The following is a 24,034-nucleotide window of genomic DNA, read 5'->3' as shown; positions in this document are numbered from 1 at the left end:
TCGAGGTTTTTTGCATTTCTGCAGTTTTCCAGCCTTGTGCCGGTGGGCCGATTGGCGCTTGAATTATTTAGCGAGACGCACCGTGGTGGTCGTTCCCATGATTCCGGCTTCGTATGAAATCTCGTCCTTGTGAATTGTAAATTTCTTGGTCTTGTCGCTTGAGGCCAATATTGCGTTATCAGTTGCCTTCCGGTCCCGCTTGGAAGTCCACGAATAGGTATCCGCTGCGGCATTCGGTGCCTCGAATGAACCAACCCAATCAAGTGATTTCGTGTCCCCGTGGTTCGTGACCCGGTTGATGGTGATAGTTTCTGAATCGATAGTGGCTTCCTGGTAAGCTTCCGCGTCCATCGAATTCTTCTGCTTCCATATGCCCTGCAGATCGATGGGGTGTGCGGATTCTGACGAAACTGGGCTGGCTGTTGGGCTTGTGGAAACTGGCCCGTCGGCCTGTGTTTGGCTTCCGCAGGCGGCCAGCGCGAAACTAAGAACGATTGAAACAGGAGCGAGTATTTTCTTTATGCTCATAGTCTGGCTGAGTGTTCCGACAGTTTGGCGGATTGATCCCGTGGGATGGGGTACGGATGTGCGAGATGTTGTAGGAATACGGTGTTCTAGTGGTGACGCTCGGCACTCTTGTTGATTTTTGACGATTTCAATTTGCCAAGTCAGTCCCGGGTGTACTAAATTATTTCTTGTTGCAGAGAATGAGCGAAACAAAAAGATTTGTTGGTATCGAATCTGCAGGAGGGCCTTTAGCTCAGCTGGTAGAGCGTCACGTTTACACCGTGAATGTCATCGGTTCGATCCCGGTAGGGCCCACAGAAATCAAACCCGTTTCAATCAGGCAAATTATGGCTGGTTGAAGCGGGTTTCTGTTATTTTCCGACGGTACGTCAATGACGGGACTCATCATCAAACGTCGATTTCATGCCCGGGGGCGTGTCCTCATCTCATGCACTGACGTAGTGGAGTTGTAGCTACTAGTGCGTTCCTCCAGGCTTTTACGGCTTCGTGCGAGCGCCTGCCTAATGAGAATAGCCAGTGACGTTTTACTGAACCGCTAGGCGCCACAGGGTTGTTGTTTCCATGGAACGGGCCGAGTAGAGCGGGTCCGACTGATTAAATGCCCTAGCGTGTTGCGGTTGGGCATCGATTTGACCAATAACTTTTAGTCCAGCGTCATTGATGGCTGCGGCTAGAGCCCGGCTAGTTCGGAGCCCGAGTAATTCTGCCAGATCCGACATGATCAACCAGGCTTCACCATCTTCAGTGAGATGCTCAGGCAGGCCACGCAGAAACTGCAACAGCATTTTGCTTCCGGGATCGTAGATGGCTGCATCAAGACTGGTTGGGGCGCTGCCTGGGAGCCACGGAGGATTGCAGATAATCAGTGGTGCTTTGCCGTTCGGGAACATATTGGTCAGTTCGGCATGAGCCGACCTTGAAATGCCAAGTTGCGCGAAATTCTGGTTTGCGCAATCCACCGCACGTTGGTGAATGTCCGTGCCGATAACTCTCTTCACGCCACGGTCTACTAACAGGGCCGCGAGCACACCAGTTCCGGTGCCTATGTCAAAGGCAAGCGGGGCTTTCATGATTGGTGCCTTGGCAACAAGGTCCACGTACTCCTGTCGGGTGGGCATGAAGGTGCCGTAGCTGGGGTAGATTTTCTTCCCTAGCGCCGGAACCTCCACTCCGTTGAAGAACCATTGGTGTGCGCTGAGCACTCCGGTCAATTCCTGCAGACTCACAACTGCCTGGCCAGCGTGGCGGCCTCGGGACTGTTCGTATCCGAACGCGATGGCGGCTCCCGCTTGAGGCGCTCTACTCAGGGATATCTGCGTGGACCCTGGTGTGCCGTTAACAGACAACGGGACCAACAGCAGGGAGAGTATCCGGGAACGATGCGCCCGTGCTTGACGAATGGAATAGAACTTCTGTTCGTCGCTTTGCCCTCGTTTGGGGAACCGGACGGCATCGACGACGCTGAGTCTGCGATCCATGGCTGACAATAATTGCCGGGCGTTGTTGTAGTCGCCGTGCCATAACATCGCAATGCCTCGCGCCGCATTTCGCATCGCCGCATCTGCGCTGAGCCGATCGTCTACAGCGACAATATTTTTGGGAGCAGGCCGGTCGTTGGCCGAGAACCAGGTGGCGTGATGGCCTATGCCATCGAGAATCCACGAAATAGTAGGTTCGGAAATGCCTGATGCAGTGCAGATGGCTCAACGCCCTGTCGACTTGCGGTGCTCACCCGTTGGAGAACCGCGCATGAGCTGTGCAGCTGCGAGGGTCGTTGAGCGTAAGTCTACCGATGAATTCGGCCGGACGTGCGCGTGCGGAGAGCTTACTCGACTATTTGCGGGTACCGCAGGTTTTGTCGAATACGTCCAGCATGTGCTTAGTGGGCCAACAGCCCATTCCTGATATGGGCCTGTAGCGTCGAAAGTGTTCGTTGTTCAATCGACTGCAAAAGGAGTTCATCTGATGGGTTTAGGCGATAAGTTCAAGAACAAGGCTCAGGAAGCATCCGGCAAGGTTAAGGAGTCTGTCGGAGATGCAACCAACAATGAGGATTTGCAGGCTGAAGGAGTTAAGGATCAGGCCGCGGCCAAAGCGAAGCAGGCCGGCGAAGATGTCAAGGATGCAGCCAAAGACGTCCGCGACGACTTCAACAAGTAGCAGTTAGTTCAACGAGGGCACGCACCGCACGGTGGGTGCCCTTGTTGTCTCTAGCGTGAGGGCCGGTACAGTTCCAAGAACTTTGCAACCGTTAGCGCACTGTTTTCTTCGGCCGCGAGTTTGGTCGAGAGCCATGCGGCACTTTGGCGGTATTGCACATTGCCGACAGCTTCGTTGATGGCTTCGGCGAGCGAACCAACGGTCAAGTTTTTGAAGGAGACCGGGACAGCGCCCGCTCCAAGACGGTGCAGTTGAGCAGCCCAGAAGGGCTGGTCGGTGAAAATCGGTACCGGCACTGCCGGCGTGCCAGCGCGCAAGCCGGCGGCCGTTGTGCCCGCACCGGCATGGTGCACCACCGCAGCTACTTGAGGGAACAACCACTGATGAGGTACTGGACCAATGCCCAGTACGTCGGTCTCAATAAATTCTCCGGCGCCTTGGATGATGGTTCGGGGGCCAGTGCGGTGGGCAACTTCAAGTAGGAAATCTGGTTCCAAGGCCTCGGTACTCCCGAATCCAAGGAATGTCGGTGGCTCTCCGGCGGAGAGGAAATCACGCAGCTGGGCTGGGGCGCTCCACGAAGGATCGGTCGCCGGCCACCAGTAACCGCAATTGATTATGTTCTCGTGCCAATCGGCCGGGCGGGGCACAACTGCAGAACTGAAACCATTTAGGACTGGTTGATCAGTCTTTCGGCGCTGACGTTCTGTGGCCGCTCGGCTTCGCTTGGGCAGTCCTAGTTCTGTGCGTATGCGTGCGCTTGGCCCATCGTAGGGGGCCTTAGCAGATGAAAGCAGATGATGTAGTGCCCGGTTTCCAATGCTTCCAAAACTTCGGGCAGTGCCCAAGGCCATCGGCGCGTATTGACCGCTTGGTTCAGTAGGTTGCAAATGTGCGCTGATCGACGGGATTCCTAGCGCCTCGGCGACATCGAAGGCGAAGGGTGCCACCGAATTTGCGAGAATCAAATCTGCACCGTGCTCTGCGGCCTGCAAGGTGCCGGTGGCCGCATGATCAAAGTAGGTGCCCAATTCTGCGAGGTAGTGGCGCAAATCCTTGGGACTGGTCTTTGTCCCTGGGGCTGCAGGATTGACCAGAGCACTCATATCGCCTGGAAGCTCGCGGAAAGCACATCCGGAAGTAGTAACCACCTCTTGATACGCAGGGTTTGCAGCGATCGCGACATCAAAACCTTGCTGGATAAGTGTCTGGCCTAGACCTGCCATAGGCGTGACATCACCACGGGTGCCTGGGGTAACGATCAGTATACGCATGAATCCCTGTAACATTAATTGCGAACAGTGTTCGCGATTAACTATACAGTCTCCAGGAGCACCCACTGTGGCCAAGAGTCCAACGCAGAGAACCACCGGTCCAAAGCCTCAATACTCGCGCGAAAAAATCGTAGATGTTGCCGTTGGGCTAGCCGATGCTGAAGGAATTGAGGCTGTTTCGGTGCGGAGCGTCGCGTCGATGCTCAACACGGGGCCCGCATCTCTCTATCGATACGTGAAGTCCTACGATCAGCTCACCGAACTGATGGTGGACCGGATCAGTGCTGAGTATGACTATGAGGCATGTACGGGTTCCGCAATTGAGCAGCTGTTGGAAATGGCTCACCAAGGCCATCGGATCATGCGTCGTCATCCGTGGGTTCCGCTGATCGTAATGCAAAAACAGGTGATGACTCACAATTCTTTGGTGTACCTAGAGCGTGGTTTGCTGGCCCTGGCCGATACGGATTTGAGCGCCGCCCAAAAACTGCACACTCTCGCAATGCTGAACTCCATCACTGCCGCGTTTGCGCTCAATGAGCAGAGCCAGCATGAGCAGCAAGACGCTTCAGCCTTATTGAATACTATGCAGATGGGTTCCTACCCGCACTTGCTCGTAGCGCTGTGTGAAATCAATGAGCCTCCGGACCTGGATAGCGCATTCGAGCAGGCCATCGTTACCTATCTTGGGGGTGTTGGAGTGGGGCAGTACCCGCACGCATAGCCTTAGTATGAAATCTTCTATGCGTAGATGACATGGTATGACAGCATGAAACCAGTGTATTTACGCCGAGTACTCAGGAGTTGTGATGGCTGTACCGTCCGAAGCAAGCATGAAAGAAATCCGCGAGCTGATCGCGGTGGACACGACGAGCCGGGACACGAACGTGCCACTCATCGAAAATGTTGTCGACAAACTTCGAGCGCACGGTGTCGAGCCAACGCTGATACACAACGAAGATGGCAGCAAGGCTAATCTCCTGGCGACCATCCCGTCCAGCGACGGCACACGTACCGGAGGCATCGTGCTCTCCGGGCATACAGACGTTGTTCCTGTTGATGGGCAGGACTGGAGCAGCGAACCATTTGATGCCCAGGTGCGCGGTGACAAACTATATGGCCGTGGAACCTGCGACATGAAGGGCTATCTCGGGGTCATTCTTGCCAAGCTTGATCAACTGACCAGCGCCCAGCTGGCAGAGCCCATCCACTTGGCCTTGTCCTACGACGAGGAAGTGGGCTGTGTTGGCGCAGTCAGCCTGGTCGAGAAGATTGTGGCTGACGGATTGGCGCCGCGTGGATGTTTTGTGGGGGAGCCGTCGAGCATGCGCGCCATTCGCGGGCATAAGTCGATGAACGTCTTCCGTGTGCAATTCAACGGCGTTGCCGCCCATTCATCGCTTCCTACCGAAGGGGTCAACGCAATCTCCTATGCGCTAAAGTTTGCGAACTTCGTGGAAGAAGTCTCCGCAGAACTTCGTACCAGCGGACCTAGCGATGAGGCGTTTATCGAGCCAACGACCACCATGAACGTTAACAAGTTCGACGCCGGCATCGCAGTGAACACCATTCCCGCGCAGGCGGTGGTGTTCTTCGAGTACCGTTCATTGGCTGTGGTGGATCGCGAGCAGCTCACGGCCCGCTTCCGTGATGAGGCCGCCAAGCTCGAAGCCCAGATGCGCGAGAAGAATCCGTCGTGCTCGGTCAGTTTCGAGCAGCAGGCCGGAGCTCCTGGACTGGATACCGCGCCCGGCGAAGAGATCGTTGCGCTGGCCGCAGCATGCGGTGCGATCGCCAGCGATGAGAAGGTCACCTACGGCACCGAGGCCGGCTTGTTCTCGGCTGCGGGTATACCGACGGTCGTGTGCGGCCCAGGCGACATCGCCCAGGCGCACGCGCCAGACGAGTACATCTTGCTCGACCAGATTGCCGAGTGCGAAAACTTCATTGAATCCCTGATTGCGCAGCTGAGCCGATGAGTGCCGGAGAGAGGGCCACCGCACACCAGGTGGCGATGGCGCGCAAAGCCGTCATCTCAAGTTCCATCGGGGCGGCCCTTGAATGGTTCGACATCATTGTCTATGCCACTTTTGCTACGACGATCGCCAAAGTGTTCTACCCCGAATCGGATCCGACTTTCGCGCTGATCCTCACGTTCGCGACCTTTGCGATTTCCTACGTGATCCGACCGCTCGGCGGCATGGTGCTGGGAAGCTATGCGGATCGCAAAGGCCGGAAGAAGGCGTTGACGCTGACCCTTGGGCTGATGATGCTGGGCACCCTGATCATGGCCGTAGCTCCGCCCTACGCCTCGGTGGGAGTGGCTGGCGCGCTGATTATCTTGCTCTCCCGGCTGATTCAAGGGTTCTCGGCTGGCGGCGAGTTCGGAACCGCTACTGCCTTCCTGATCGAGACGGCGCCGAATAAGAAGGCGTACTACTCGTCGTGGCAGGTAGCTAGCCAGGGTGCCTCGATGATGCTCGCCTCCGGGTTCGGATACTTCCTGACCACGGGGCTGAGTCCCGAGGCGCTGGAATCGTGGGGCTGGCGTGTGCCATTCTTCGTCGGCTTGCTGATCGGCCCGGTCGGCTTGTATATCCGAGCCCGGTTGGAAGAGACCGAGGAATTCACCGCGGCGGAAAAGGAGAAATTCCCTCTCGGGACGCTCTTCAAACTGCACTATGGGCGGTTGTTGGCCGGCGTAGCGGTGATCGGCGTGGCTACGATTTCTGTCTACCTGATCCTTTTCATGCCGACCTTCGCAGTCAATAACCTCGGTATACCTGGCGATGCGGCGTTCTTGGGAGGTATTGCTGCCGGAGTCATCACGCTTTTCGGTGTGCCATTTGTCGGGCACCTTGCCGATCGCGTTGGACCGGCCAGGGTGATGACCTGCGCCGCGTTCGCTGCGTTCGTCTTGGCTTATCCCTTGTTCAAACTGATGACGTCTACTCCGACCGTCTGGGTCATGGTCGTCGTGATCGCACTATTGGGCGTCATTATGTCCTTCTATTTCGGGCCGCTCCCGGCACTGTTGTCTGGGCTCTTCCCGGCCTCGATCCGTGGCTCCGGATTGTCCGTGGCCTACAACGTCGGCGTCACCTTGCTGGGTGGAATCGCTCCACTGGTGCTGACCTGGCTGCTGAAAGCCACCGGTTCGTTGGATGCACCGAGCATCTATTACATGGCCATTGCCGTGATTTCGCTGGTGGGGTTGTTCTTCGTGAGAAAACGATACGCTCAGCGCTAGACGCGTAGTCAAACAGTCGTGCGCACCGACTTCCTAAAAGTTGGTGCGCACGACTTTTTTGCGTTGGGGTGGGTTTAGATCGCTACGAGCAGCACGGCTGTCCAGTGGCAGAGGAATGCGATGATCGTGCAGGCATGGAATAGCTCATGGAAACCGAAAACGGCGGGCAGGGGATTGGGGCGTTTGGTGGCATAAAAAACAGCCCCAACCGTATAGGCCAGTCCGCCGGCAAGGATCAGGATCATGGTTGCCGGATTTGCCGCCCAAAATGCTGGCAGCTGCATTAGCGCGCCCCACCCGAGCAGAATGTAGAGACTCACGCCGACCCAGCGCGGTGCCGTGGGCCAGATGGTTTTGATTGCAATCCCGGCTATTGCTCCAGCCCAGATGATGGATAGGACGATCATTGCCTGTTTGCCCGGGAGCGTCAGCGCAGCAACCGGTGTGTAGGTGCCGGCGATGAGCAGGAATATGTTGGCGTGATCCGCTCGGCGGAAAAGACCCATGACCTTGTCGGTCCAATTTCCGCGGTGGTAGAGCGCGGAGGTGCCAAAGAGCAGGATGGAGCATATCGCGAAGATTGCGCTGGTCCATTCGGCAAGGCGACCATCGGCCAAGACGATGAGCACCAGATTCATGATGATGATTCCCGGAGTTGACCATGCATGAATCAATCCGCGCCAGCGCGTTCGTTCGGTGCCGATGGACAAGAATTTTTTCGGAGCTCGATTTTCTGCGGTGGGGATCATGGGATCAATGGCCACGGGAGTCCTTAACGTAGTGCTCGGGGAGTGATCCCCAGTCTTCGAAGTCTACGGCAGAATGCTAGGTTCCCACTGTGTCTGAGGCTGGATGCCAAGCAAGAAGAAACCCGCCCAGTTCACTGGGCGGGTTTCTTCAATGGCGAAAGGGACAAGTATAAAAATAACGACTAGGCGCGCTTCTTGGTGATGAATCCCCAAACGAGCAAGACTATCAATGCGCCGCCGATGGCCAGGAGCCAGCTCCAAAGTGAGAAGAATCCGCTCATTCCCTTGTCAAAGATGAGGCTGCCAACCCAGCCGCCGAGCAATGCGCCGACGACCCCTAGCAGCAAGGTTGCGATCCATCCGCCACCTTGCTTGCCTGGCAGGATTGCTTTTGCGATAGCGCCAGCAATCAAGCCCAAAACTATCCATCCAATGAATCCCATGATTCGCTCCAATGGTCAGAATCTCTAGTGATCGGGTTTGACCACTTAATCCAGAGATTACATTGCTTTGAGCTGGGGTTCTACAGGTAGCCTGTTGATTTTCGGGCTTTTCACAACATTGATTCAAGTTTAACTTGAAGGTTCCGTAAGTTTCAGCTTGTATATGATGCCTGATCTGTCTTTTTGAAGAAGTCAATGCTCGAGCTCTGTGAAATGGTTGACACGGGTCACTGTCGCTCATACGCTTGTTAAATCAGATTTTATCCAATCAAACAATCCTTAAGTCTGATATTAGGTTTGCGCACGACGGAGTGAATACATGAGTGAACTGGTCCCAGCCATCATCATTATGGGTGTTTCGGGCAGCGGCAAGACGACCATCGGCCAGATGCTGGCAGATGAGCTGAATCGTCAATTCGTGGACGGTGATAGCCTGCACCCCGAATCCAATAAGCAGAAAATGGCTGCAGGCGAAGCATTAGATGATCAGGACCGCGAACCATGGTTGCGAGTCATTGGCCAGAAGCTTGCTGAAGGAACCAACCAGGGAGAACCGTTGGTTGTTGCGTGCTCCGCCCTGAAGCGCAGTTACCGCGATCTGATTCGTTCCTTGGAACCGTCAACTGTTTTTGTGCACCTGGCGGGTGTGCCCACTGTTATTCGCGATCGAATGAATGCACGCTCCCATGAGTACATGCCTTCCTCGCTGCTGGACAGCCAATTGGCAACTCTGGAGCTGCCTACCGCGGATGAAGCGGTACTCACTGCAGACATCTCCAACTCCCCTGAGGACATCGTGCGTCAACTTGTAGTTGACCTCGGGGTAGCGCACCACGCATAAGCCACGTGCCAGTAACTGGCATGAATAACCATTGATCAAGGACGACAATGACAACTGAGCTCGAAATGAACTGGACGCTGGGTACGCCCGGTCTCCTCGGTCTGGCAGTAGCGGCAGTCGCCGTGCTGCTGGTTCTAATTATCCGCTTCCGGGTCCATGCTTTTGTGGCTCTGGTTCTCACCAGCTTGCTGACGGCGATTGCCGCAGGTATTCCTGCGGCATCGGTGATCACCACTTTGACCAGCGGCTTCGGCTCAACGCTTGCAAGCGTCGCGTTGCTCGTGGGCCTTGGCGCGATGCTCGGCCGAATGCTGGAAACCAGTGGCGGCGCGGAGGTAATGACCAACTGGCTGATTTCCAAATTCGGTGAAAAGCGGGCACCGCTGGCCCTATCCGTAGCCTCACTACTTTTCGGGTTCCCGATCTTCTTCGACGCTGGCCTGGTGGTCATGCTTCCGATCATCTTCACCGTGGCACGCCGCCTGGGTGGATCCGTACTTTTCTACGCGATTCCAGCAGCAACCGCTTTCTCGGTGATGCACGTCTTCGTTCCACCTCATCCGGGCCCAGTGGCTGCTTCGGGTCTGCTCGAAGCAAATGTTGGCTTGGTCCTCGTTCTGGGCCTGCTTGTTGCCATCCCGACATGGTTCTTCTCCGGCCATCTGTTCGGAAAGTTCGTTGGCAAGAAATTCGACATTCCGGTGCCCGACATCCTGGATGCAGCACTGGGCAACGGCACTGGCAAGGATGACTTCAAGTCCTCTCCATCGGTAGCAACCGTCTTCAGCCTGCTGCTACTGCCGCTGATCTTGATCTTCATGAACACCGGGCTGAACATGCTCGGTAGCGCCGGCATCGTTGATGCAGAAGCATCATGGGTTACCTGGTTGCGCCTGATTGGCGAGACCCCGGTAGCACTGCTGGTCACTGTCTTGCTTGGAATGTTCCTGCTCGGCTTCCGAAAGGGCAAGGACAAGACCCTTGTCGAAACCGTTGTGGATTCGGCGCTTGGCCCGGTGTGCTCGATCATTTTGATCACCGGAGCCGGCGGCATGTTCGGTGGCGTGCTTCGTGCCAGTGGTATCGGCGACGCCATTGCAGAATCGTTGCAGTCGGTGGGCATGCCACTGATCATCGCGGGCTTCCTGATTGCAGCCATCGTGCGTTTGGCCCAGGGCTCGGCCACCGTGGCATTGACCACCGCAGCTGCCATCGTTCAGCCGGCAGTATTGGCTGATAGCTCCTTGACCGCTTTCCAGGTGGCCACCATGGTTCTGGCGTTGGCCGCCGGTTCGGTTTTCGCGGGCCACGTGAACGACTCCGGCTTCTGGCTGGTGTCCCGCTTCCTGCAGATGGACGTGTCGACGACTTTGCGGGTATGGACCGTTGGACAGGCTTTGGTTTCGGTTGTCGGCTTCGCCTTCGTGATGGTGCTCTACGGCATTGCAACTGCGCTGGCCTAAAGCGCTTCCAATCTAGCGAAAAATCCGCCGGCCCAACGAATATTCGTTGGGCCGGCGGATTTTTAGTTGTCCTGAAAGCGTGAATCGGTGCGCTGATCTAGCGAGCATCCTTGGCTGGGTCGACAAACAGGCGCGGCTGGCCCTCCCAGAGGCTGCAAATCTCGTTATGGGTGCGGCGCATGATGCTTTCCATGTTCTTGCGTGCACCAGCCGAATCGGAATTGGAGATGGCATCGGCTACCGATTGGTGCCAGAGCAGCGCCTCTTCGTGCGGGCGCTCTGGCATCAGTCCAAGTTCGGTTCGACCACGCAGGATCGCGCCAATGGGTGTGGAGAGATTCGCGAACATCTCATTGCCTGAAGCGGCAAGCACCAGGGCATGGAAGCGAATGTCCAGTTCCAGGAATCGGCGAAGGTCGCCTTGGCGTCCATAGTGATTCATCTGAGCGGATATCATCATCAGCTCCTTGCGCATGGCTTCCGGTGCGACCTCGGCGGCCAATTCAGCGGCCATGGGCTCGACGGAAATGCGAAGCTCGGTCAGGGACCGGAGCTGCGTCCCCTTCTGATCGCCGGCCAGGCGCCAGCGAATGACGTGATCGTCGTAGGGGTTCCAGCTTTCCGCCCCCAGAACTCGAATGCCCACCCGCTTGGTGCTGGTCACCAGGCCGCACTGCGCGAGGACGCGAACCGCTTCGCGGATCACCGAACGGGAGACCTGGAGCTTCTGCTCAAGATCCGCGGCAAGAATAATGGAGCCGCGGGGGATTTGTCCGCTGACGATGCGGGAGCCGAGATGCTCAACCACATGAGCGTGCAGACTAGTTGCCATAGGGATAGTTTAGCTAACGGCTAGGGACAAATAGGGTTGCGCCCACCGAATACCCAGAATAAATATGTTTTAACTTTGGTAGTCCTCTGGGAAACAGGGTGCTGTGCCTAGTAGGATAGGAAGGTCACGTGGTCGTGATTCAGGGGCCATGGTTTATGGTCTCTGTTAACGGCACACCTCCCCGTAATTGATGGAGACTTATTTTTATGCCTGCACAGATTGGTGTCACAGGTCTGGCCGTGATGGGCGCAAACCTCGCCCGCAACTTCGCCCGCAACGGATACACTGTCGCCCTGCACAACCGCTCGGTCGGAAAGACCGACGCACTGCTTGAGGCGCATGGCGATGAAGGCGACTTCATCCGTACCGAAAGCCTCGAAGAGCTGGTCGCGAATCTTGAAACTCCGCGCCGCGTACTGATTATGGTCAAGGCTGGCGGTCCGGTGGATTCCGTCATCGACCAGCTGGTTCCGCTGCTTGATGAAGGTGACATCGTCATTGACGCAGGCAACTCGCACTACACCGACACCCGTCGCCGTGAAGCAGCCCTGAACGAAAAGGGCCTCCACTTCGTTGGCGTTGGCGTTTCCGGTGGCGAAGAGGGCGCACTGCTGGGCCCATCGATCATGCCAGGCGGCTCGGCCGAGTCCTACAAGGCGCTGGGCCCGATGCTGGAAAAGATTTCCGCCAAGGCCGACGACGGTGCTCCTTGCTGCGCATGGATCTCTACCGACGGTGCGGGCCACTTCGTGAAGATGGTTCACAACGGCATTGAGTACGCCGACATGCAGGTTATCGGCGAAGCCTACGACCTGCTGCGCAGCGCTGCAGGCATCGAGCCAGCCGCACAGGCCGAGATCTTCAGCGAATGGAACCAGGGCGAGCTTTCCAGCTTCCTGATTGAAATCACCGCTGAGGTCCTAGGCCACACTGACGCTGCCACCGGCAAGCCGCTGATCGACGTAATCCAGGACTCCGCGGGCCAGAAAGGCACCGGCCGCTGGACCGTGCAGTCCGGACTGGACATGGGCTCGCCGGTTTCAGCCATCGCCGAATCGGTATTCGCCCGTTCGCTGTCCTCCCAGCGTGACATCCGCGCTGTAGGCCAGAGGGTGCTCGCAGCAGACACCACCGAGGTCACCCTGCCAGAGAACTTTGTCGAAGCCGTGCGCCAGGCACTGTTCGCTTCGAAGCTGGTTTCCTACGCACAGGGCCTTGACATGCTCACCTCGGCTGCCGGTGAATACAACTGGGAGCTGAAGCTGGACGAGATCGCTGGCTTGTGGCGTGAAGGCTGCATCATCCGCGCGGCCCTGCTCAAGGACATCACTGCTGCTTACTCGGCGGACGAAAAGCCAGTCAACCTGCTGTTCGCTCCAGCCTTTGCCGAAGCAATTGCCAAGGCAGTTCCTGCATGGCGCCGTGTTGTCTCCGTGGCAGTTCAGCTTGGCATTCCGGCACCAGTCTTCTCCTCGTCGCTGGCTTACTACGATGGCCTGCGTCACGACCGCCTGCCAGCAGCATTGACCCAGGGTCTGCGTGACTTCTTCGGTGCGCACACCTACCGCCGCACTGACAAGGAAGGCACCTTCCACACTCTGTGGAGCGGTGACCGTTCCGAGATTGCTGCAGAGGACACTCACTAGAGTTCACACAGCCTAAACCGGTCTTCTTTCTAAGGAATTACTTAGAAAGAAGGCCGGTTTTTCTTAATAGGATCAGCGTCACAAAGACAATTTTCTCCCCGGATACATCCAACAATATCCCGCTTGAATTATCGTTCACGGAAAATACCTATCTATATCGGTAACTGCTGACAGGTAGCGACTATATAAATTTTTCCATGACGAATTCTGCTCAATCACAAAATACGAGAGCCCAACAATTAGCCCACGAAAAAGCAGCCAAGAGTAAAAAGCCATCGCGCCGAACGGTACTCATAGGTTCGCTAGCGGTACTCGCCTCAGCTAGTGGTGGTGCCGGATGGGCGCTGGATCGATTTGTAGTCGAGCATGTTGAGCAAACCGGTGTCACCAGTGCCGCCGCCAAAACTGCGACGACCGCTTCCGAAACTGCGGCAACTATCACCGGTACCAGCTACACCTCGAATCTTGCCAAGATCAATATCGCCAAAACCGTCACGGGCAGCGGCAGCAATCAAGTGACCTACTTTGCAGCCGATCTCAAGCTTCAACAAGGAACCGTGCTGGCTTCCGCCTTTGCCAAAGACAGCTTTGGCGAGAACATCACTGAGACCACCAGCGTCATCGCAGAGAACAACTCAGCAGTATTTGCCATCAACGGCGACTACTACGGATTCCGGGACACTGGCATTGTTATTCGCAACGGCGTGGCCTACAGGGATAAAGGCGCCCGTGAAGGACTGGCCTTCTACGAGGATGGCAGCGCCAAGGTTTACGACGAAACCACTACCAACGCAGACACGCTGGTCTCCGAGGGCGTCTGGCAAACTCTGTCTTTCGGCCCTGCCATCGTCAAGCACTCGAAACAGGCTGACGGCATTGACCAGGTCGAGGTTGATACCAACTTCGGCAACCACTCGATCCAGGGTCAACAACCACGAACTGCCGTTGGCATCATTGATGAGAACCACTTTATTTTCGTCGTTGTCGATGGTCGCTCGGAAGGCTATAGCGTCGGCGTGACGATGCCGGAACTTGCCCAAATCATGCTCGATCTGGGGTGCGAAACTGCTTACAACATTGACGGTGGCGGATCTTCGACCATGTTCTTCAACGGGCAGCTGGTTAACAATCCTCTAGGTCGCAATCAAGAGCGTGGCACCTCCGACATTCTGTTCATCGCAGGGCAAGGGGAGGCGCAATGATCCTCCTGATCCCAGCATATGAACCCGACGAAAAACTCAACCAGCTCATCGAGTCGCTACAACTAAAAAGCAACGAAACGATGCTGGTCGTTGTTGACGACGGCAGCGGCCCAGAATCGGAGGAAATTTTCTCCTACGCCCAGCGCCAAGGCGCGGTCCTCGTCCAGCATCCGGTCAACATGGGAAAAGGGGCCGCACTAAAAACCGGATTCAGCTTCATCGCCGAAACCTTTCCTGGACATGATGTTGTGACTGCGGATTGCGACGGACAGCATGCTGCTGAGGATATTTACGCTGTGGCAAGGCAGGTAGGCTGCAAAAAGAGCATCGTTCTTGGCCAACGTGAATTCAACGGGAAAATACCCCTGCGTAGCCGGTTAGGAAATAAGGCCACCACATTATTCTTCGCACTATCCACCGGTACGTGGCTCAACGACACCCAAACAGGACTGCGCGGATTCCCGGCAGAAGTTCTTGGATGGCTTGGAAGCGTGGACGGCGAGCGCTATGAATACGAATTGAACATGCTTCTTGAAGCGCGCAGGAAGAATATCGCTCTTGAATCGGTCAAGATACAGACCATCTATCTCAACGACAATGAGAGCTCGCACTTCCGACCCATCAAGGATTCGATACGGATTTATGCGCCACTGCTGAAGTTCTCAGCATCTTCGCTGGCAGGGTTCGTGGTGGATACTGTTCTGCTAATGGTGTTCACGACGCTGTTCAATTACTTGTTGCCGGCAGTGGTCCTGGCGAGATTCGGAAGCGCAGTGGTGAACTATTGGATCAATCGCCAACTGGTGTTTGCCGAAGGGCGTTCGCTGCCGATGAGGTCAACGGTGACACGCTACGCGCTGCTGGCAGTGGTGCTGCTGGCTTTGAATTATGAATTGCTGACACTGCTCTCAACTAACGGAAACCCTCTGCTGCTCGCAAAGATTGTCACTGAGATCATCTTGTTCTTGGTTAGTTTCTACGTCCAAAAGCGGTTTTTGTTTCGGCAACGAGGGCATCGGGAGGTGCCAATTCATGATTCGCATCCGGAGCATTTGGTGAATACAGATTCACCACAGAGTGGTATTGAAAGATAGTCATATACCCTCCAGCGAACAGTAATAAATTACTGCAATCCCTTTTGAATGAAGAAAGAATGCTCATGAAACGCACATTTAAAGTCAAGGCACTAAGTTCAGTGGCCGCTTTATCGCTTGCACTGGCAATGACCGGATGCGCGAGTAGCGGCAGCGGGACCACGGTCTCAGATGTCATCAACGCAACCAGTAGTTCCAGCAGCGCAGACACAGCTGCCGAAAACGCGAGCTCAGCGAGTGGTGATTCAACGATACCGGCAACGGATCTTTCGGAAGACACCCACTTTGATGAAGACGATCTTCAGTGGGACGCCGATAAGGAAACAAAAGTAGGCCTCTCCGATGGAAGCACGACGGCCTCGGGGACTGACTCGGATAGTGTCTCCGTGGACGAAGATACCGTCACCATTAGCGCAGCGGGCACATACCGGCTTTCTGGTTCGCTCAGCGACGGCAAGGTGGTTGTTGCTGCCGGCAAGGAAGACGTGATCCGAATTATTTTGGACAATACGTCGATTAGCAGCTCGGCCGGTTCGGCAATCCAGGTCGATGAGTCCAATGAGGCCCTCCTCTACCTTGAAGATGGCACGAGCAACTCCGTATCGGATGCTAGTACTTATGCAGATACTGCCGAGGATGCTGCGAATGCAGCGATCTACTCGATGGCGGACCTGACCATTGCTGGTGAGGGTTCCTTGGATGTCAAGGGAAATTACCAAGACGGCATTGTGAGCAAAGACGGGCTGGTACTCGCTTCGGGCCAACTGACAGTTACGTCGGCAGATGATGGAATCAAGGGCAAGGACTACGTCGCGCTGCTTGGCGGAAAAGTTGATATAACCGCGTCCGGTGATGGCATTAAATCAACGAATGACACAGATGCTGACCGGGGCTGGGTCCATCAGTATGGCGGTCAGCTGAACGTTTCGGCTGGTGACGACGGCATCAAAGCCGAGCAGCTTTTGACGCTCAGCGGGGGAGCTGCCACGGTCACCAAGTCAAATGAGGGGCTGCAAGCGCCGACTATCAATCTGACCGGCGCAACGGTGAACGTGACTGCCAGTGACGACGGCGTCAACGCAACTGCTGGCAGCTCCGAGAATGCTGCTCAGGGTGGTGGCGGGGCAATGGATGCCGCACAGGATGCCCACCTGAATATTTCTGGCGGCAAGGTCGCCATCTCTGCCGAAGGCGACGGGTTGGATTCTAATGGGGACATCTCAATTACCGGTGGCACTACCATTGTCAACGGCCCAACCAATGGCGGCAACGGGGCGCTGGACTCGAATGGCGAAATCTCGGTCGACGGCGGCGTGCTGTTTGCCGCGGGCAGCGATGGCATGGCAGAAGGCCTAGGCGAGACGTCAAAGCAGTCCGGTGTCCAGGCTTCCTTGGGAACGAGCGTCGATGCAGGCGTTGCCATTCACATCGTTGATTCCAGCGGCAGCGTGATTGCCAGTTTTGTGACTTCAAAGGCAACATCCAACGTGGTGTATTCCAGCTCTGAGATCGTAGACGGGGACAGCTACAGCATCTACACCGGAGGAACTGCCGATGTCGACGCGGGCCTGGGGACCGGCAGCATCACGGATGCAACGAAGGTGGCAACTGCGACCGCTGGAGAATTCGATTCCGGAATGGGTGGCCAGGGTGGCGGTCCTGGCGGCCAGTAGAAATCCATAACTTGCAGGGTTGGCATGGAAGCTGAACCCCGTTGCCCCAATCATGAGCTGGGGCAGCGGGGGTTCAGTGCTGTTAATGGCTATGCGCCGGGTCTATCGTTCGCAGGCGACGAGGGTCTTGGCATCTTCCAGCAACGTGCGGGCCTGTGCCGGGGCAATGCGAACAAGCGCAAAAGCTGCAACGACGAGGCCTGTGACCGTTGAGGCGAGGCGCTGTTGGACGATTGGATCGAGATCGCTCCGGCTCGCATGAATGCCACGGTTGAATGCTGCTTCGAGTTCTTCGCGATAAGCCTGGATGACTTTGGATACGTGCGAGTCGGTTGACAGCGGGGAATTGGCCGTATTGATCAGCAAGCATCCATTGCTCGTTGGCAGCGCATCTGGTTGGCTGAAAACGGAACTTAGCCCGTCCAGGTATTCGATGAGTGCATTGGCCTCGACATGGTCGGCGGTCAGTGGCTGCAGGCGCGGACGGACGATTTCGTCCAGGTAGCTTTGGACCGCAGCGTCAAAGAGGCCTCGTTTTGAGCCAAAGGTGTTGTAGATGCTCGAGCGGCTCAGGCCTGTTGCTGCTTCGAGTTCCGGGATGGAAGCTGCTTCGAATCCCTTGGCCCAAAACAGCGATCGCGCATTCTTGACAACGGCGGAACTGTCGAAGGCTAGTGTTCTTGCCATCACACACCTCTCTACTTTCGGAAACGACCATTACAGTATATATTGAAATGGACGTTACAGAATACTTGTTCCTCTCAGACTTCCAGGAGCTCTGCCTCATGATTATCACCGCACTCGTGTTGGCCGCCATGGCCGCATTGATCCACGTGTACATTTTCTTCATGGAATCCTTGTGGTGGACTACCGCCAAGGTTCGCGCCACATTTGGTTCCACCGAGGCCGAGGCCGAGGCCACTAAAGAGATGGCGTTCAACCAGGGCTTCTACAACCTGTTCCTCGCGATCGCCACATTCGCCGGCATCATCTTCCACATCGCAGGGCAGTCGGCTATCGGCTCCACGCTGATCTTCACAGGAACCGGCTCAATGCTGCTTGCGGCCTTGGTTTTGATCATCTCCAGCCCATCAAAGGCTTCGGCAGCAATCAAGCAAGGCGTTTTCCCACTGCTGACTGTCATCGCACTAGTCGCCAGCGTGGCACTCTAAGTTTTCAAACCCGAAAAAATTCGATTACGGAAAGGTACTCATCACCATGAGCGAAACCACCAGCACCCAGATCCATCTCGCAAGCCGCCCTACCGGATGGCCAACCAATGAAAACTTCACCGTTGAGCATGTAGAACTCGCCGAGCTGAAGGCCGGGGAAGTCCGGGTGCGCAATGAATTCATTTCCGTTGATCCATACATGCGTGGACGCATGAACGACACCCGCTCCTACGTGAAGCCATTCCAGATCGGCGAACAGATCTCCGGCGGCGCGGTAGGGCGAGTCATCGCTTCGGAAGACAGCTCCCTTCCAGTGGGCACCCTGGTTCTTCACCAGCTCGGCTGGTCGGATCTGGTCCAAGCTCCAGCAGCCAGCTTCAAGGAAATCCCCGACCTGCCAGGCGTGCCCAGCTCGCTGCGCCTGCATATTCTGGGCATGACCGGTTTGACCGCCTACGTTGGACTGAAAGCTATTGCAGGACTTGTTGAAGGCGAAACCGTATTCATCTCCGGTGCAGCCGGTGCTGTGGGCACCGCAGCCGGCCAGATCGCAAAGCTCATGGGCGCGAAGCGCGTCATCGGTTCCGCTGGCAGCGCTGAAAAGGTCGAGCTGCTGACCAGCAAGTACGGCTACGACGCAGCCTTCAACTACAAGGACGGCGACGTTCGTGGGCAGCTGGCGGCAGCCGCTCCTGAAGGAATTGACGTTTTCTTCGACAACGTTGGCGGCGACCACCTCGAAGCAGCACTGGCAGCCTTCAACGATGGCGGCCGTGCGGCCCTGTGCGGTGCAATCGCCAGCTACAACACCACCGAACCAACCCCAGGCCCAGAGAACATGGCCAACCTGATCACTCGCGGCCTGAAGCTGCAGGGCTTCACCCTGTCGAGCTACCTGAACTACGGCCAAGAATTTTCCGCGCTAATGGGACAGTGGTTCGCTGAAGGCAAGGTCGCATACGACGAAACCATTGTCGACGGCATTGAAAACACCGTTCAGGCTTTCCTGGACATGATGGGCGGAGCCAACACCGGCAAGATGCTGGTTCGCATCTAGCAGATCGAGCGCCAAATAGCAGCGAAACGCGGGGCCAGCCAGAAGCATCTGGTTGGCCCCGCGCCTCGTTACCCCATGTCCTGCCAGCCGTAGCTTCTGGTTCAGGCCTGCTCGAGCAGGCGCACCATGCGCGCGTCCGTAATCAGCGGAGCTCCCGGGTCAAGTTGTGCCAGACCATCAAATTCGAAACCATTGCGTCGATAGAAAGCGATGGCCCTAGGGTTTTGCTCAGCCACCCATAGCATGGCGGGCTGATCGCCGAGTACGGCATCGATCAATTGTTGGCCCGCGCCGGACCCGTGATGATCATTGAGCAGATACAGATTGTAGAGTTGACGTTCGATACCTTCAGGAACGTCGACAGCGTCTTTCGAGCACGGTGCAGCGAAGGAAAAGCCAATCAGCTCACCGTCCTCGTTGCAGGCGAGGGCAAGATGGAAATCGGGATTCGGATCGCCAAGAATCCTATGCCACATGCCGATTCGTTGTCGAAGATGCGCAGCATCGAAAAAGCCTTCCGGCAACAATCCGCTATAGGCCTGTTTCCAGCACGCAACATGCAGGGCAGCAAGCTCCATGTCATCCTCGAGCACCGGTTTCCTCAACGTGTAGCTCATTTGGCGCCGTCTGCATACTGCTTCAAGTGGATTCCGGTGAGCGTGCCGGATGCCGCCAGTGCTTCCGGGGTGCCTTCAAATACGATCTGGCCGCCTTCGTGGCCCGCGCCCGGGCCCAGATCAATGACCCAGTCGGCATGGGCAACAACGGCGAGGTGATGCTCGATGACGATGACTGTGTTGCCTTCGTTGACCATTTCATCGAGCAGGCCCAGCAAATTCTGAACATCGGCCATGTGAAGTCCTGTGGTTGGTTCATCGAGCACATAGGTGCCAGATCCCTTGCCCAGGTTGATTGCCAGCTTGATCCGTTGGCGCTCGCCACCAGAGAGCGTATTCAGCCGCTGCCCAAGCTTGAGGTAGCCAAGGCCAACTTGGTTCAGCCTGGTCAGCATCGGCTTGGCCTTGGGAATCTTCAGCTGTTCCAGTGCCTGCTCCATGCTCAAATCCAGAACTTCACTGATGCTGAGGCCATCCAGAGTGTAGTTCAAGACCTCAGCGGTAAAACGGGTACCTTCGCACACCTCGCAGGGCAGGGCCACTCCAGCCATGGACACCAGATCGGTATAGGTGAAGCCGACACCCTTGCAATTCGGGCAGGCCCCTTCGGAATTTGCGCTGAATAATGCCGGCTTGACCGAGTTGGCTTTGGCAAAAGCCGCGCGAATAGGATCCATGATCCCGGTATAGGTCGCTGGGTTGGAACGCCGCGAACCACGAATGGCGCTTTGATCCACGACCGCTACGTCTTCACGCTTGGAAATTGTGGAGTGGATCAACGTGGACTTGCCCGAGCCGGCGACTCCGGTCACGGCACACAGCACACCGGTTGGGACGTCAACATTCACATTCTTGAGATTATGAGTCGAAGCGCCACGAATTTCCAGGGCGCCAGTTGAGGTACGGGGCAGAGAGCTGAGCGGTACACGCGTGGAGAAGTGCTGGCCAGTCAGTGATTCACTGGCCAGTAGCCCGGGCACGTCACCGCTATAGCACAAGGTGCCACCATGTGTACCCGCACCTGGACCCAGGTCCACGACGTGGTCGGCAATCCTGATGACCTCAGGCTTGTGTTCAACGACGAGGACGGTGTTTCCCTTGTTCCGCAAGTTGGCTAAGAGGACGTTCATTCGCTGGATGTCATGGGGGTGCAATCCCACGGTAGGTTCGTCAAAGACATAGGTAACATCCGACAGCGCACTGCCAAGGTGCCGGATCATCTTAACGCGTTGGGCCTCGCCGCCGGACAACGTGCCTGCAGGCCGATCCAGTGAAAGATAACCCAGCCCAAGATCGACCATCGAGCTCAAGACCGCGCCCAGATTCGTGATGAGCGGAGCCGCATCGGCAATCTGAATCTTCGCCATTTCCCCGGCTAATTCCGAAACCTGCATGGCAGCCATGTCGGCAATGCCCAAGCCGTTGATTTTTGAAGCTCGGGCCTTTTCGCTCAGCCGAGAGCCATTGCAGGCAGCACACGGTGCGGTTGTAGAAATGCGATCGATCCACTCGCGGATATGAGCCTGTTTGATTTCACGGCCGGAAAGAATGTAATTGGACTTGATGCGCGTGATCAGCCCGGAATAGCTCATGTTCGCCCCGTTGAGCTTGACCTTGCCATCCTCGGCATAGAGCAACCGATCGAGCATCTGCTTGGACAGGTCCTTGAGCTTCACATCAAGATCGACTTGCGTGCCAGCAGTCAGGGTTTGCCACAGCCAAGCGCCCGGGGTGAAGTTCGGAGCCTTGATCGCTCCTTCATTCAGGGTCTTATCCCAATCAAGGAGCTCATCCAGATCGATGCTGGCTTCCGTGCCGAACCCCTCGCACACCGGGCAGGCGCCTTGGCCGAGGTTGAACGAATAGGCTCCCGCGCCGCCGGCGCTCGGTGACGAGTAGCGCGAGAACAGCACGCGCAAGAGCGAGTAGGCATCGGTGGCGGTGCCGACCGTGGAGCGAGAATTAGAACCCATTCGCTCCTGGTCCACAACGATGGCTGCCGACAAGTTTTCCAGGACCTCGACATCGGGGCGGGGCATGGATGGCATGAAGTTCTGGATGAAGGAAGTGTACGTTTCGTTGATCAGCCGCTGCGACTCGGCGGCAATCGTCCCGAAGACGAGCGAGGACTTTCCGGATCCCGAAACACCGGTAAATGCGGTAATCCGGCGCTTGGGAATATCAACGTCGATGCCTTTGAGGTTATTTTCCCTCGCTTGACGGACTCGGATCATGTCATGGGCGTCGGCAGGATGCAGGTTCATAACGCCAACTTTACTAACTGGTAAGCCCGGTGGATACCCGGCTTCACCGACGCCCTGACGGCGCTGCCGCTCGCGAAGCCCCTTGGCCTCCCGGTGTTTGCGCTCGCCGTCAGGGTGAGAGGATCTAAGCTTTTCGCAGATTTTGGATTTTTCCTTAATTCGGCGCCGGCAACCGGGTGGAGCATTTGCTTCATTTGTTCTGCGGCGCACACGCAATGGCGATGAAGTTCGAACATTGCGAATGAATTGCAAAGATCTTGTGGCGAATCTTCGAAAATAGGCGGTACCCTTGGAATTCCCTAGTGATTCACAAGATTTCCGGGTTGCTCTTCGCCGCATTATCATTATCGAGGCGTGTGCTGCGACACATTAGTGGCATCTCGACCTGACGCATGATCCCGAACCATCAAAAGGACCTTCATGAAGCTGCTGAAATCTATTCCATTGCTTGGCTGGGTGCTTGTCGCCATCGTCCTAGGCGTCCTGCTGGGCCCGGTAATGCCGGTGTGGCTGGGAAGCTTGTTCCTGACCTACAATTCGATTTTCTCGGGCTTCCTGAGCTTCGTGGTTCCCCTGATTATTTTCGGTCTGGTCGCTCCGGCCATCGCCGAGCTCGGTAAAGGAGCAGGCAAGTGGCTAGGCATCACTGCGGCGATCGCCTATGGATCCACGCTGTGCGCGGGACTCCTTGCCTATTTCGTGAGCCGTTGGCTATTTACCCAGTCGCTGTCCGGAGGCGGGCTCGAAGCCATCGGTGAGGGATCGGGCTCAGGTTTCGAGCCATTCGTCTCCGTGGTCACGAGCGCGGGAGATTCGGCGACCGAAATCGTCTTGCCACCTGCCTTGGATGTAATGACCGCCCTGGTCTTGGCTTTCATCCTTGGCCTGGGCATGACAGCCTTCCGCTCGAAGGTGCTCTTCCGTGGCGTGGTTGAATTCCGCACCATCATCGAAATGGTGATTCGCCGCATCGTTGTTCCAGCTCTGCCATTGTTCATTTTCGGCATCTTCCTGGATCTTTCAGCCAGCGGAAGCGCGATCACCGTCGTCTCGAAGTTCTTGCTCGTCGCAGTGGTGTCGTTTGCCTTGACCCTCGTCGTACTGCTGATCCAGTACTCGATTGCTGGCGCAATGAACAAGCGCAATCCATTGACAGCATTGTGGGGAATGCGAGATGCCTACTTCACCGCTCTGGGCACCTCGTCGTCAGCAGCGACCATTCCGGTCACACTGGCCTCGGCGAAAAAGAACGGAGTATCCGACGCAGTAGCCGGGTTCGTCGTTCCGTTGTGTGCCACTATCCACCTTTCGGGTTCGATGGTGAAGATTACCTGCTTCTCCATCGCGGTTCTCCTGCTCACCGGTGGCGACGTCAACTTCGGAGCCTACTTCCCGTTCATCTTGATGCTCGGCGTCATGATGATTGCCGCCCCTGGCGTTCCTGGCGGCGCGATTGCAGCCGCCGCGGGTCTGCTGGGACAGATGCTCGGCTTCGGCGAAGTGGAAGTCGGCCTGATGTTCGCCGCCTACATTGCCTTGGATAGCTTCGGCACCGCAACCAACGTGACCGGTGATGGCGCCGTGGCGATGATCATGCAGAAACTGACCAAAGGCAAGCTCGGAGCACAGCCGCAAAGCGACGAAGATGAAATCGTTGAACTGGCTGATGGCAGCCAGAGCAAAGCTCACCAGCTAGGCGAGTAGCGCTTGCATAGTAATGGCCGATGTTCGCACCCAATGAACTGCTCCCCAAAAGTTGGACTGAGAAA

Annotated in this window: 22 protein-coding genes and 1 tRNA gene; 14 read left to right on the top strand and 9 right to left on the bottom strand. The window is 56.4% G+C overall.

Annotated features, from left to right (window positions below; genetic code table 11):
* Window positions 1–63: 63 nt before the first annotated feature.
* A complete protein-coding gene (locus ACT7DV_RS16040) occupies window positions 64–528 on the bottom strand; it encodes a hypothetical protein (RefSeq protein WP_444664065.1) in 465 nt (154 codons plus the stop codon).
* Between the two features lie 221 nt (window positions 529–749).
* Between ACT7DV_RS16040 and ACT7DV_RS16035 the strand changes: the two genes are divergently transcribed.
* A tRNA-Val gene (locus tag ACT7DV_RS16035) sits at window positions 750–822 on the top strand.
* A gap of 230 nt (window positions 823–1,052) precedes the next feature.
* Here the strand turns inward: ACT7DV_RS16035 and ACT7DV_RS16030 are convergent.
* Window positions 1,053–2,054: a methyltransferase gene (locus tag ACT7DV_RS16030; RefSeq protein WP_444664063.1), complete on the bottom strand. Its 1,002-nt coding sequence runs from the start codon at window positions 2,052–2,054 to the stop codon at window positions 1,053–1,055.
* Between the two features lie 439 nt (window positions 2,055–2,493).
* On the opposite strand from ACT7DV_RS16030, the gene ACT7DV_RS16025 reads away from it, so the two are divergent.
* On the top strand, window positions 2,494–2,688 hold the full coding sequence (locus tag ACT7DV_RS16025) for a CsbD family protein (protein ID WP_444664061.1): 195 nt from the start codon (window positions 2,494–2,496) through the stop codon (window positions 2,686–2,688).
* A 50-nt stretch (window positions 2,689–2,738) separates the two neighbouring features.
* Here ACT7DV_RS16025 and ACT7DV_RS16020 read toward each other — a convergent pair whose 3' ends face one another.
* On the bottom strand, window positions 2,739–3,962 hold the full coding sequence (locus ACT7DV_RS16020; protein WP_444664059.1) for a glycosyltransferase: 1,224 nt from the start codon (window positions 3,960–3,962) through the stop codon (window positions 2,739–2,741).
* Between the two features lie 67 nt (window positions 3,963–4,029).
* Here ACT7DV_RS16020 and ACT7DV_RS16015 point away from each other — a divergent pair, with 67 nt between their 5' ends.
* From ACT7DV_RS16015 to ACT7DV_RS16005, 3 genes are all read left to right on the top strand, one after another.
* A complete protein-coding gene (locus tag ACT7DV_RS16015) occupies window positions 4,030–4,686 on the top strand; it encodes a TetR/AcrR family transcriptional regulator (RefSeq protein ID WP_444664057.1) in 657 nt (218 codons plus the stop codon).
* Between the two features lie 85 nt (window positions 4,687–4,771).
* A complete protein-coding gene (gene argE, locus ACT7DV_RS16010) occupies window positions 4,772–5,941 on the top strand; it encodes an acetylornithine deacetylase (protein ID WP_444664056.1) in 1,170 nt (389 codons plus the stop codon).
* Window positions 5,938–7,212, top strand: coding sequence for an MFS transporter (locus ACT7DV_RS16005; protein WP_444664054.1), 1,275 nt, complete (start codon window positions 5,938–5,940; stop codon window positions 7,210–7,212). Before argE ends, ACT7DV_RS16005 begins: the two co-directional genes overlap by 4 nt.
* Before the next feature lie 74 nt (window positions 7,213–7,286).
* On the opposite strand, the gene trhA is transcribed toward ACT7DV_RS16005, so the two are convergent.
* The gene (gene trhA, locus ACT7DV_RS16000; RefSeq protein ID WP_444664052.1) at window positions 7,287–7,976 is read right to left on the bottom strand and encodes a PAQR family membrane homeostasis protein TrhA; all 690 of its coding nucleotides are present in this window, start codon (window positions 7,974–7,976) and stop codon (window positions 7,287–7,289) included.
* A 167-nt stretch (window positions 7,977–8,143) separates the two neighbouring features.
* Window positions 8,144–8,404 carry a GlsB/YeaQ/YmgE family stress response membrane protein gene (locus ACT7DV_RS15995; RefSeq protein WP_444664050.1) on the bottom strand — a complete coding sequence of 87 codons (261 nt, stop codon included), beginning with the start codon at window positions 8,402–8,404 and terminating at the stop codon, window positions 8,144–8,146.
* A gap of 319 nt (window positions 8,405–8,723) precedes the next feature.
* Here ACT7DV_RS15995 and ACT7DV_RS15990 point away from each other — a divergent pair, with 319 nt between their 5' ends.
* Window positions 8,724–9,245, top strand: coding sequence for a gluconokinase (locus tag ACT7DV_RS15990; protein ID WP_444664049.1), 522 nt, complete (start codon window positions 8,724–8,726; stop codon window positions 9,243–9,245).
* Window positions 9,246–9,292: 47 nt separating this feature from the next.
* Window positions 9,293–10,708, top strand: a complete 1,416-nt coding sequence (locus tag ACT7DV_RS15985) for a GntP family permease (RefSeq protein ID WP_444664047.1) — start codon at window positions 9,293–9,295, stop codon at window positions 10,706–10,708.
* A gap of 97 nt (window positions 10,709–10,805) precedes the next feature.
* Here ACT7DV_RS15985 and ACT7DV_RS15980 read toward each other — a convergent pair whose 3' ends face one another.
* Window positions 10,806–11,540, bottom strand: a complete 735-nt coding sequence (locus tag ACT7DV_RS15980; protein WP_060701526.1) for a FadR/GntR family transcriptional regulator — start codon at window positions 11,538–11,540, stop codon at window positions 10,806–10,808.
* Between the two features lie 206 nt (window positions 11,541–11,746).
* Between ACT7DV_RS15980 and gndA the strand changes: the two genes are divergently transcribed.
* The 4 genes from gndA to ACT7DV_RS15960 all read left to right on the top strand — a co-directional run bounded on the left by gndA (window position 11,747) and on the right by ACT7DV_RS15960 (window position 17,155).
* Window positions 11,747–13,186 carry an NADP-dependent phosphogluconate dehydrogenase gene (gene gndA, locus ACT7DV_RS15975; RefSeq protein ID WP_444664045.1) on the top strand — a complete coding sequence of 480 codons (1,440 nt, stop codon included), beginning with the start codon at window positions 11,747–11,749 and terminating at the stop codon, window positions 13,184–13,186.
* Between the two features lie 197 nt (window positions 13,187–13,383).
* Window positions 13,384–14,388 carry a phosphodiester glycosidase family protein gene (locus ACT7DV_RS15970; protein ID WP_444664043.1) on the top strand — a complete coding sequence of 335 codons (1,005 nt, stop codon included), beginning with the start codon at window positions 13,384–13,386 and terminating at the stop codon, window positions 14,386–14,388.
* Window positions 14,385–15,482, top strand: coding sequence for a GtrA family protein (locus ACT7DV_RS15965; RefSeq protein ID WP_444664041.1), 1,098 nt, complete (start codon window positions 14,385–14,387; stop codon window positions 15,480–15,482). Before ACT7DV_RS15970 ends, ACT7DV_RS15965 begins: the two co-directional genes overlap by 4 nt.
* Window positions 15,483–15,547: 65 nt before the next feature.
* The gene (locus ACT7DV_RS15960; protein WP_444664039.1) at window positions 15,548–17,155 is read left to right on the top strand and encodes a carbohydrate-binding domain-containing protein; all 1,608 of its coding nucleotides are present in this window, start codon (window positions 15,548–15,550) and stop codon (window positions 17,153–17,155) included.
* 102 nt (window positions 17,156–17,257) lie between these two features.
* Here the strand turns inward: ACT7DV_RS15960 and ACT7DV_RS15955 are convergent, their stop codons facing one another.
* Window positions 17,258–17,842, bottom strand: coding sequence for a TetR/AcrR family transcriptional regulator (locus ACT7DV_RS15955; RefSeq protein ID WP_444664037.1), 585 nt, complete (start codon window positions 17,840–17,842; stop codon window positions 17,258–17,260).
* A 98-nt stretch (window positions 17,843–17,940) separates the two neighbouring features.
* On the opposite strand from ACT7DV_RS15955, the gene ACT7DV_RS15950 reads away from it, so the two are divergent.
* Window positions 17,941–18,327 carry a DUF1304 domain-containing protein gene (locus tag ACT7DV_RS15950; RefSeq protein WP_444664035.1) on the top strand — a complete coding sequence of 129 codons (387 nt, stop codon included), beginning with the start codon at window positions 17,941–17,943 and terminating at the stop codon, window positions 18,325–18,327.
* A 46-nt stretch (window positions 18,328–18,373) separates the two neighbouring features.
* Window positions 18,374–19,384, top strand: a complete 1,011-nt coding sequence (locus ACT7DV_RS15945) for an NADP-dependent oxidoreductase (RefSeq protein ID WP_444664033.1) — start codon at window positions 18,374–18,376, stop codon at window positions 19,382–19,384.
* A gap of 101 nt (window positions 19,385–19,485) precedes the next feature.
* On the opposite strand, the gene ACT7DV_RS15940 is transcribed toward ACT7DV_RS15945, so the two are convergent.
* Window positions 19,486–20,001, bottom strand: coding sequence for a GNAT family N-acetyltransferase (locus ACT7DV_RS15940; RefSeq protein WP_444664031.1), 516 nt, complete (start codon window positions 19,999–20,001; stop codon window positions 19,486–19,488).
* Window positions 19,998–22,265, bottom strand: a complete 2,268-nt coding sequence (locus tag ACT7DV_RS15935; RefSeq protein ID WP_444664029.1) for an ATP-binding cassette domain-containing protein — start codon at window positions 22,263–22,265, stop codon at window positions 19,998–20,000. The genes ACT7DV_RS15940 and ACT7DV_RS15935 overlap by 4 nt, the downstream gene beginning before the upstream one ends.
* 420 nt (window positions 22,266–22,685) lie before the next feature.
* Between ACT7DV_RS15935 and ACT7DV_RS15930 the strand changes: the two genes are divergently transcribed.
* Window positions 22,686–23,969, top strand: coding sequence for a dicarboxylate/amino acid:cation symporter (locus ACT7DV_RS15930; protein WP_444664027.1), 1,284 nt, complete (start codon window positions 22,686–22,688; stop codon window positions 23,967–23,969).
* Window positions 23,970–24,034 lie beyond the last annotated feature (65 nt).

The organism is Glutamicibacter sp. TV12E, from assembly GCF_052441935.1.
Classification (GTDB): domain Bacteria; phylum Actinomycetota; class Actinomycetes; order Actinomycetales; family Micrococcaceae; genus Glutamicibacter.
The sequence above is the reverse complement of the archived record's forward strand: the minus strand, read 5'-3'. Positions and strand labels throughout refer to the sequence as shown.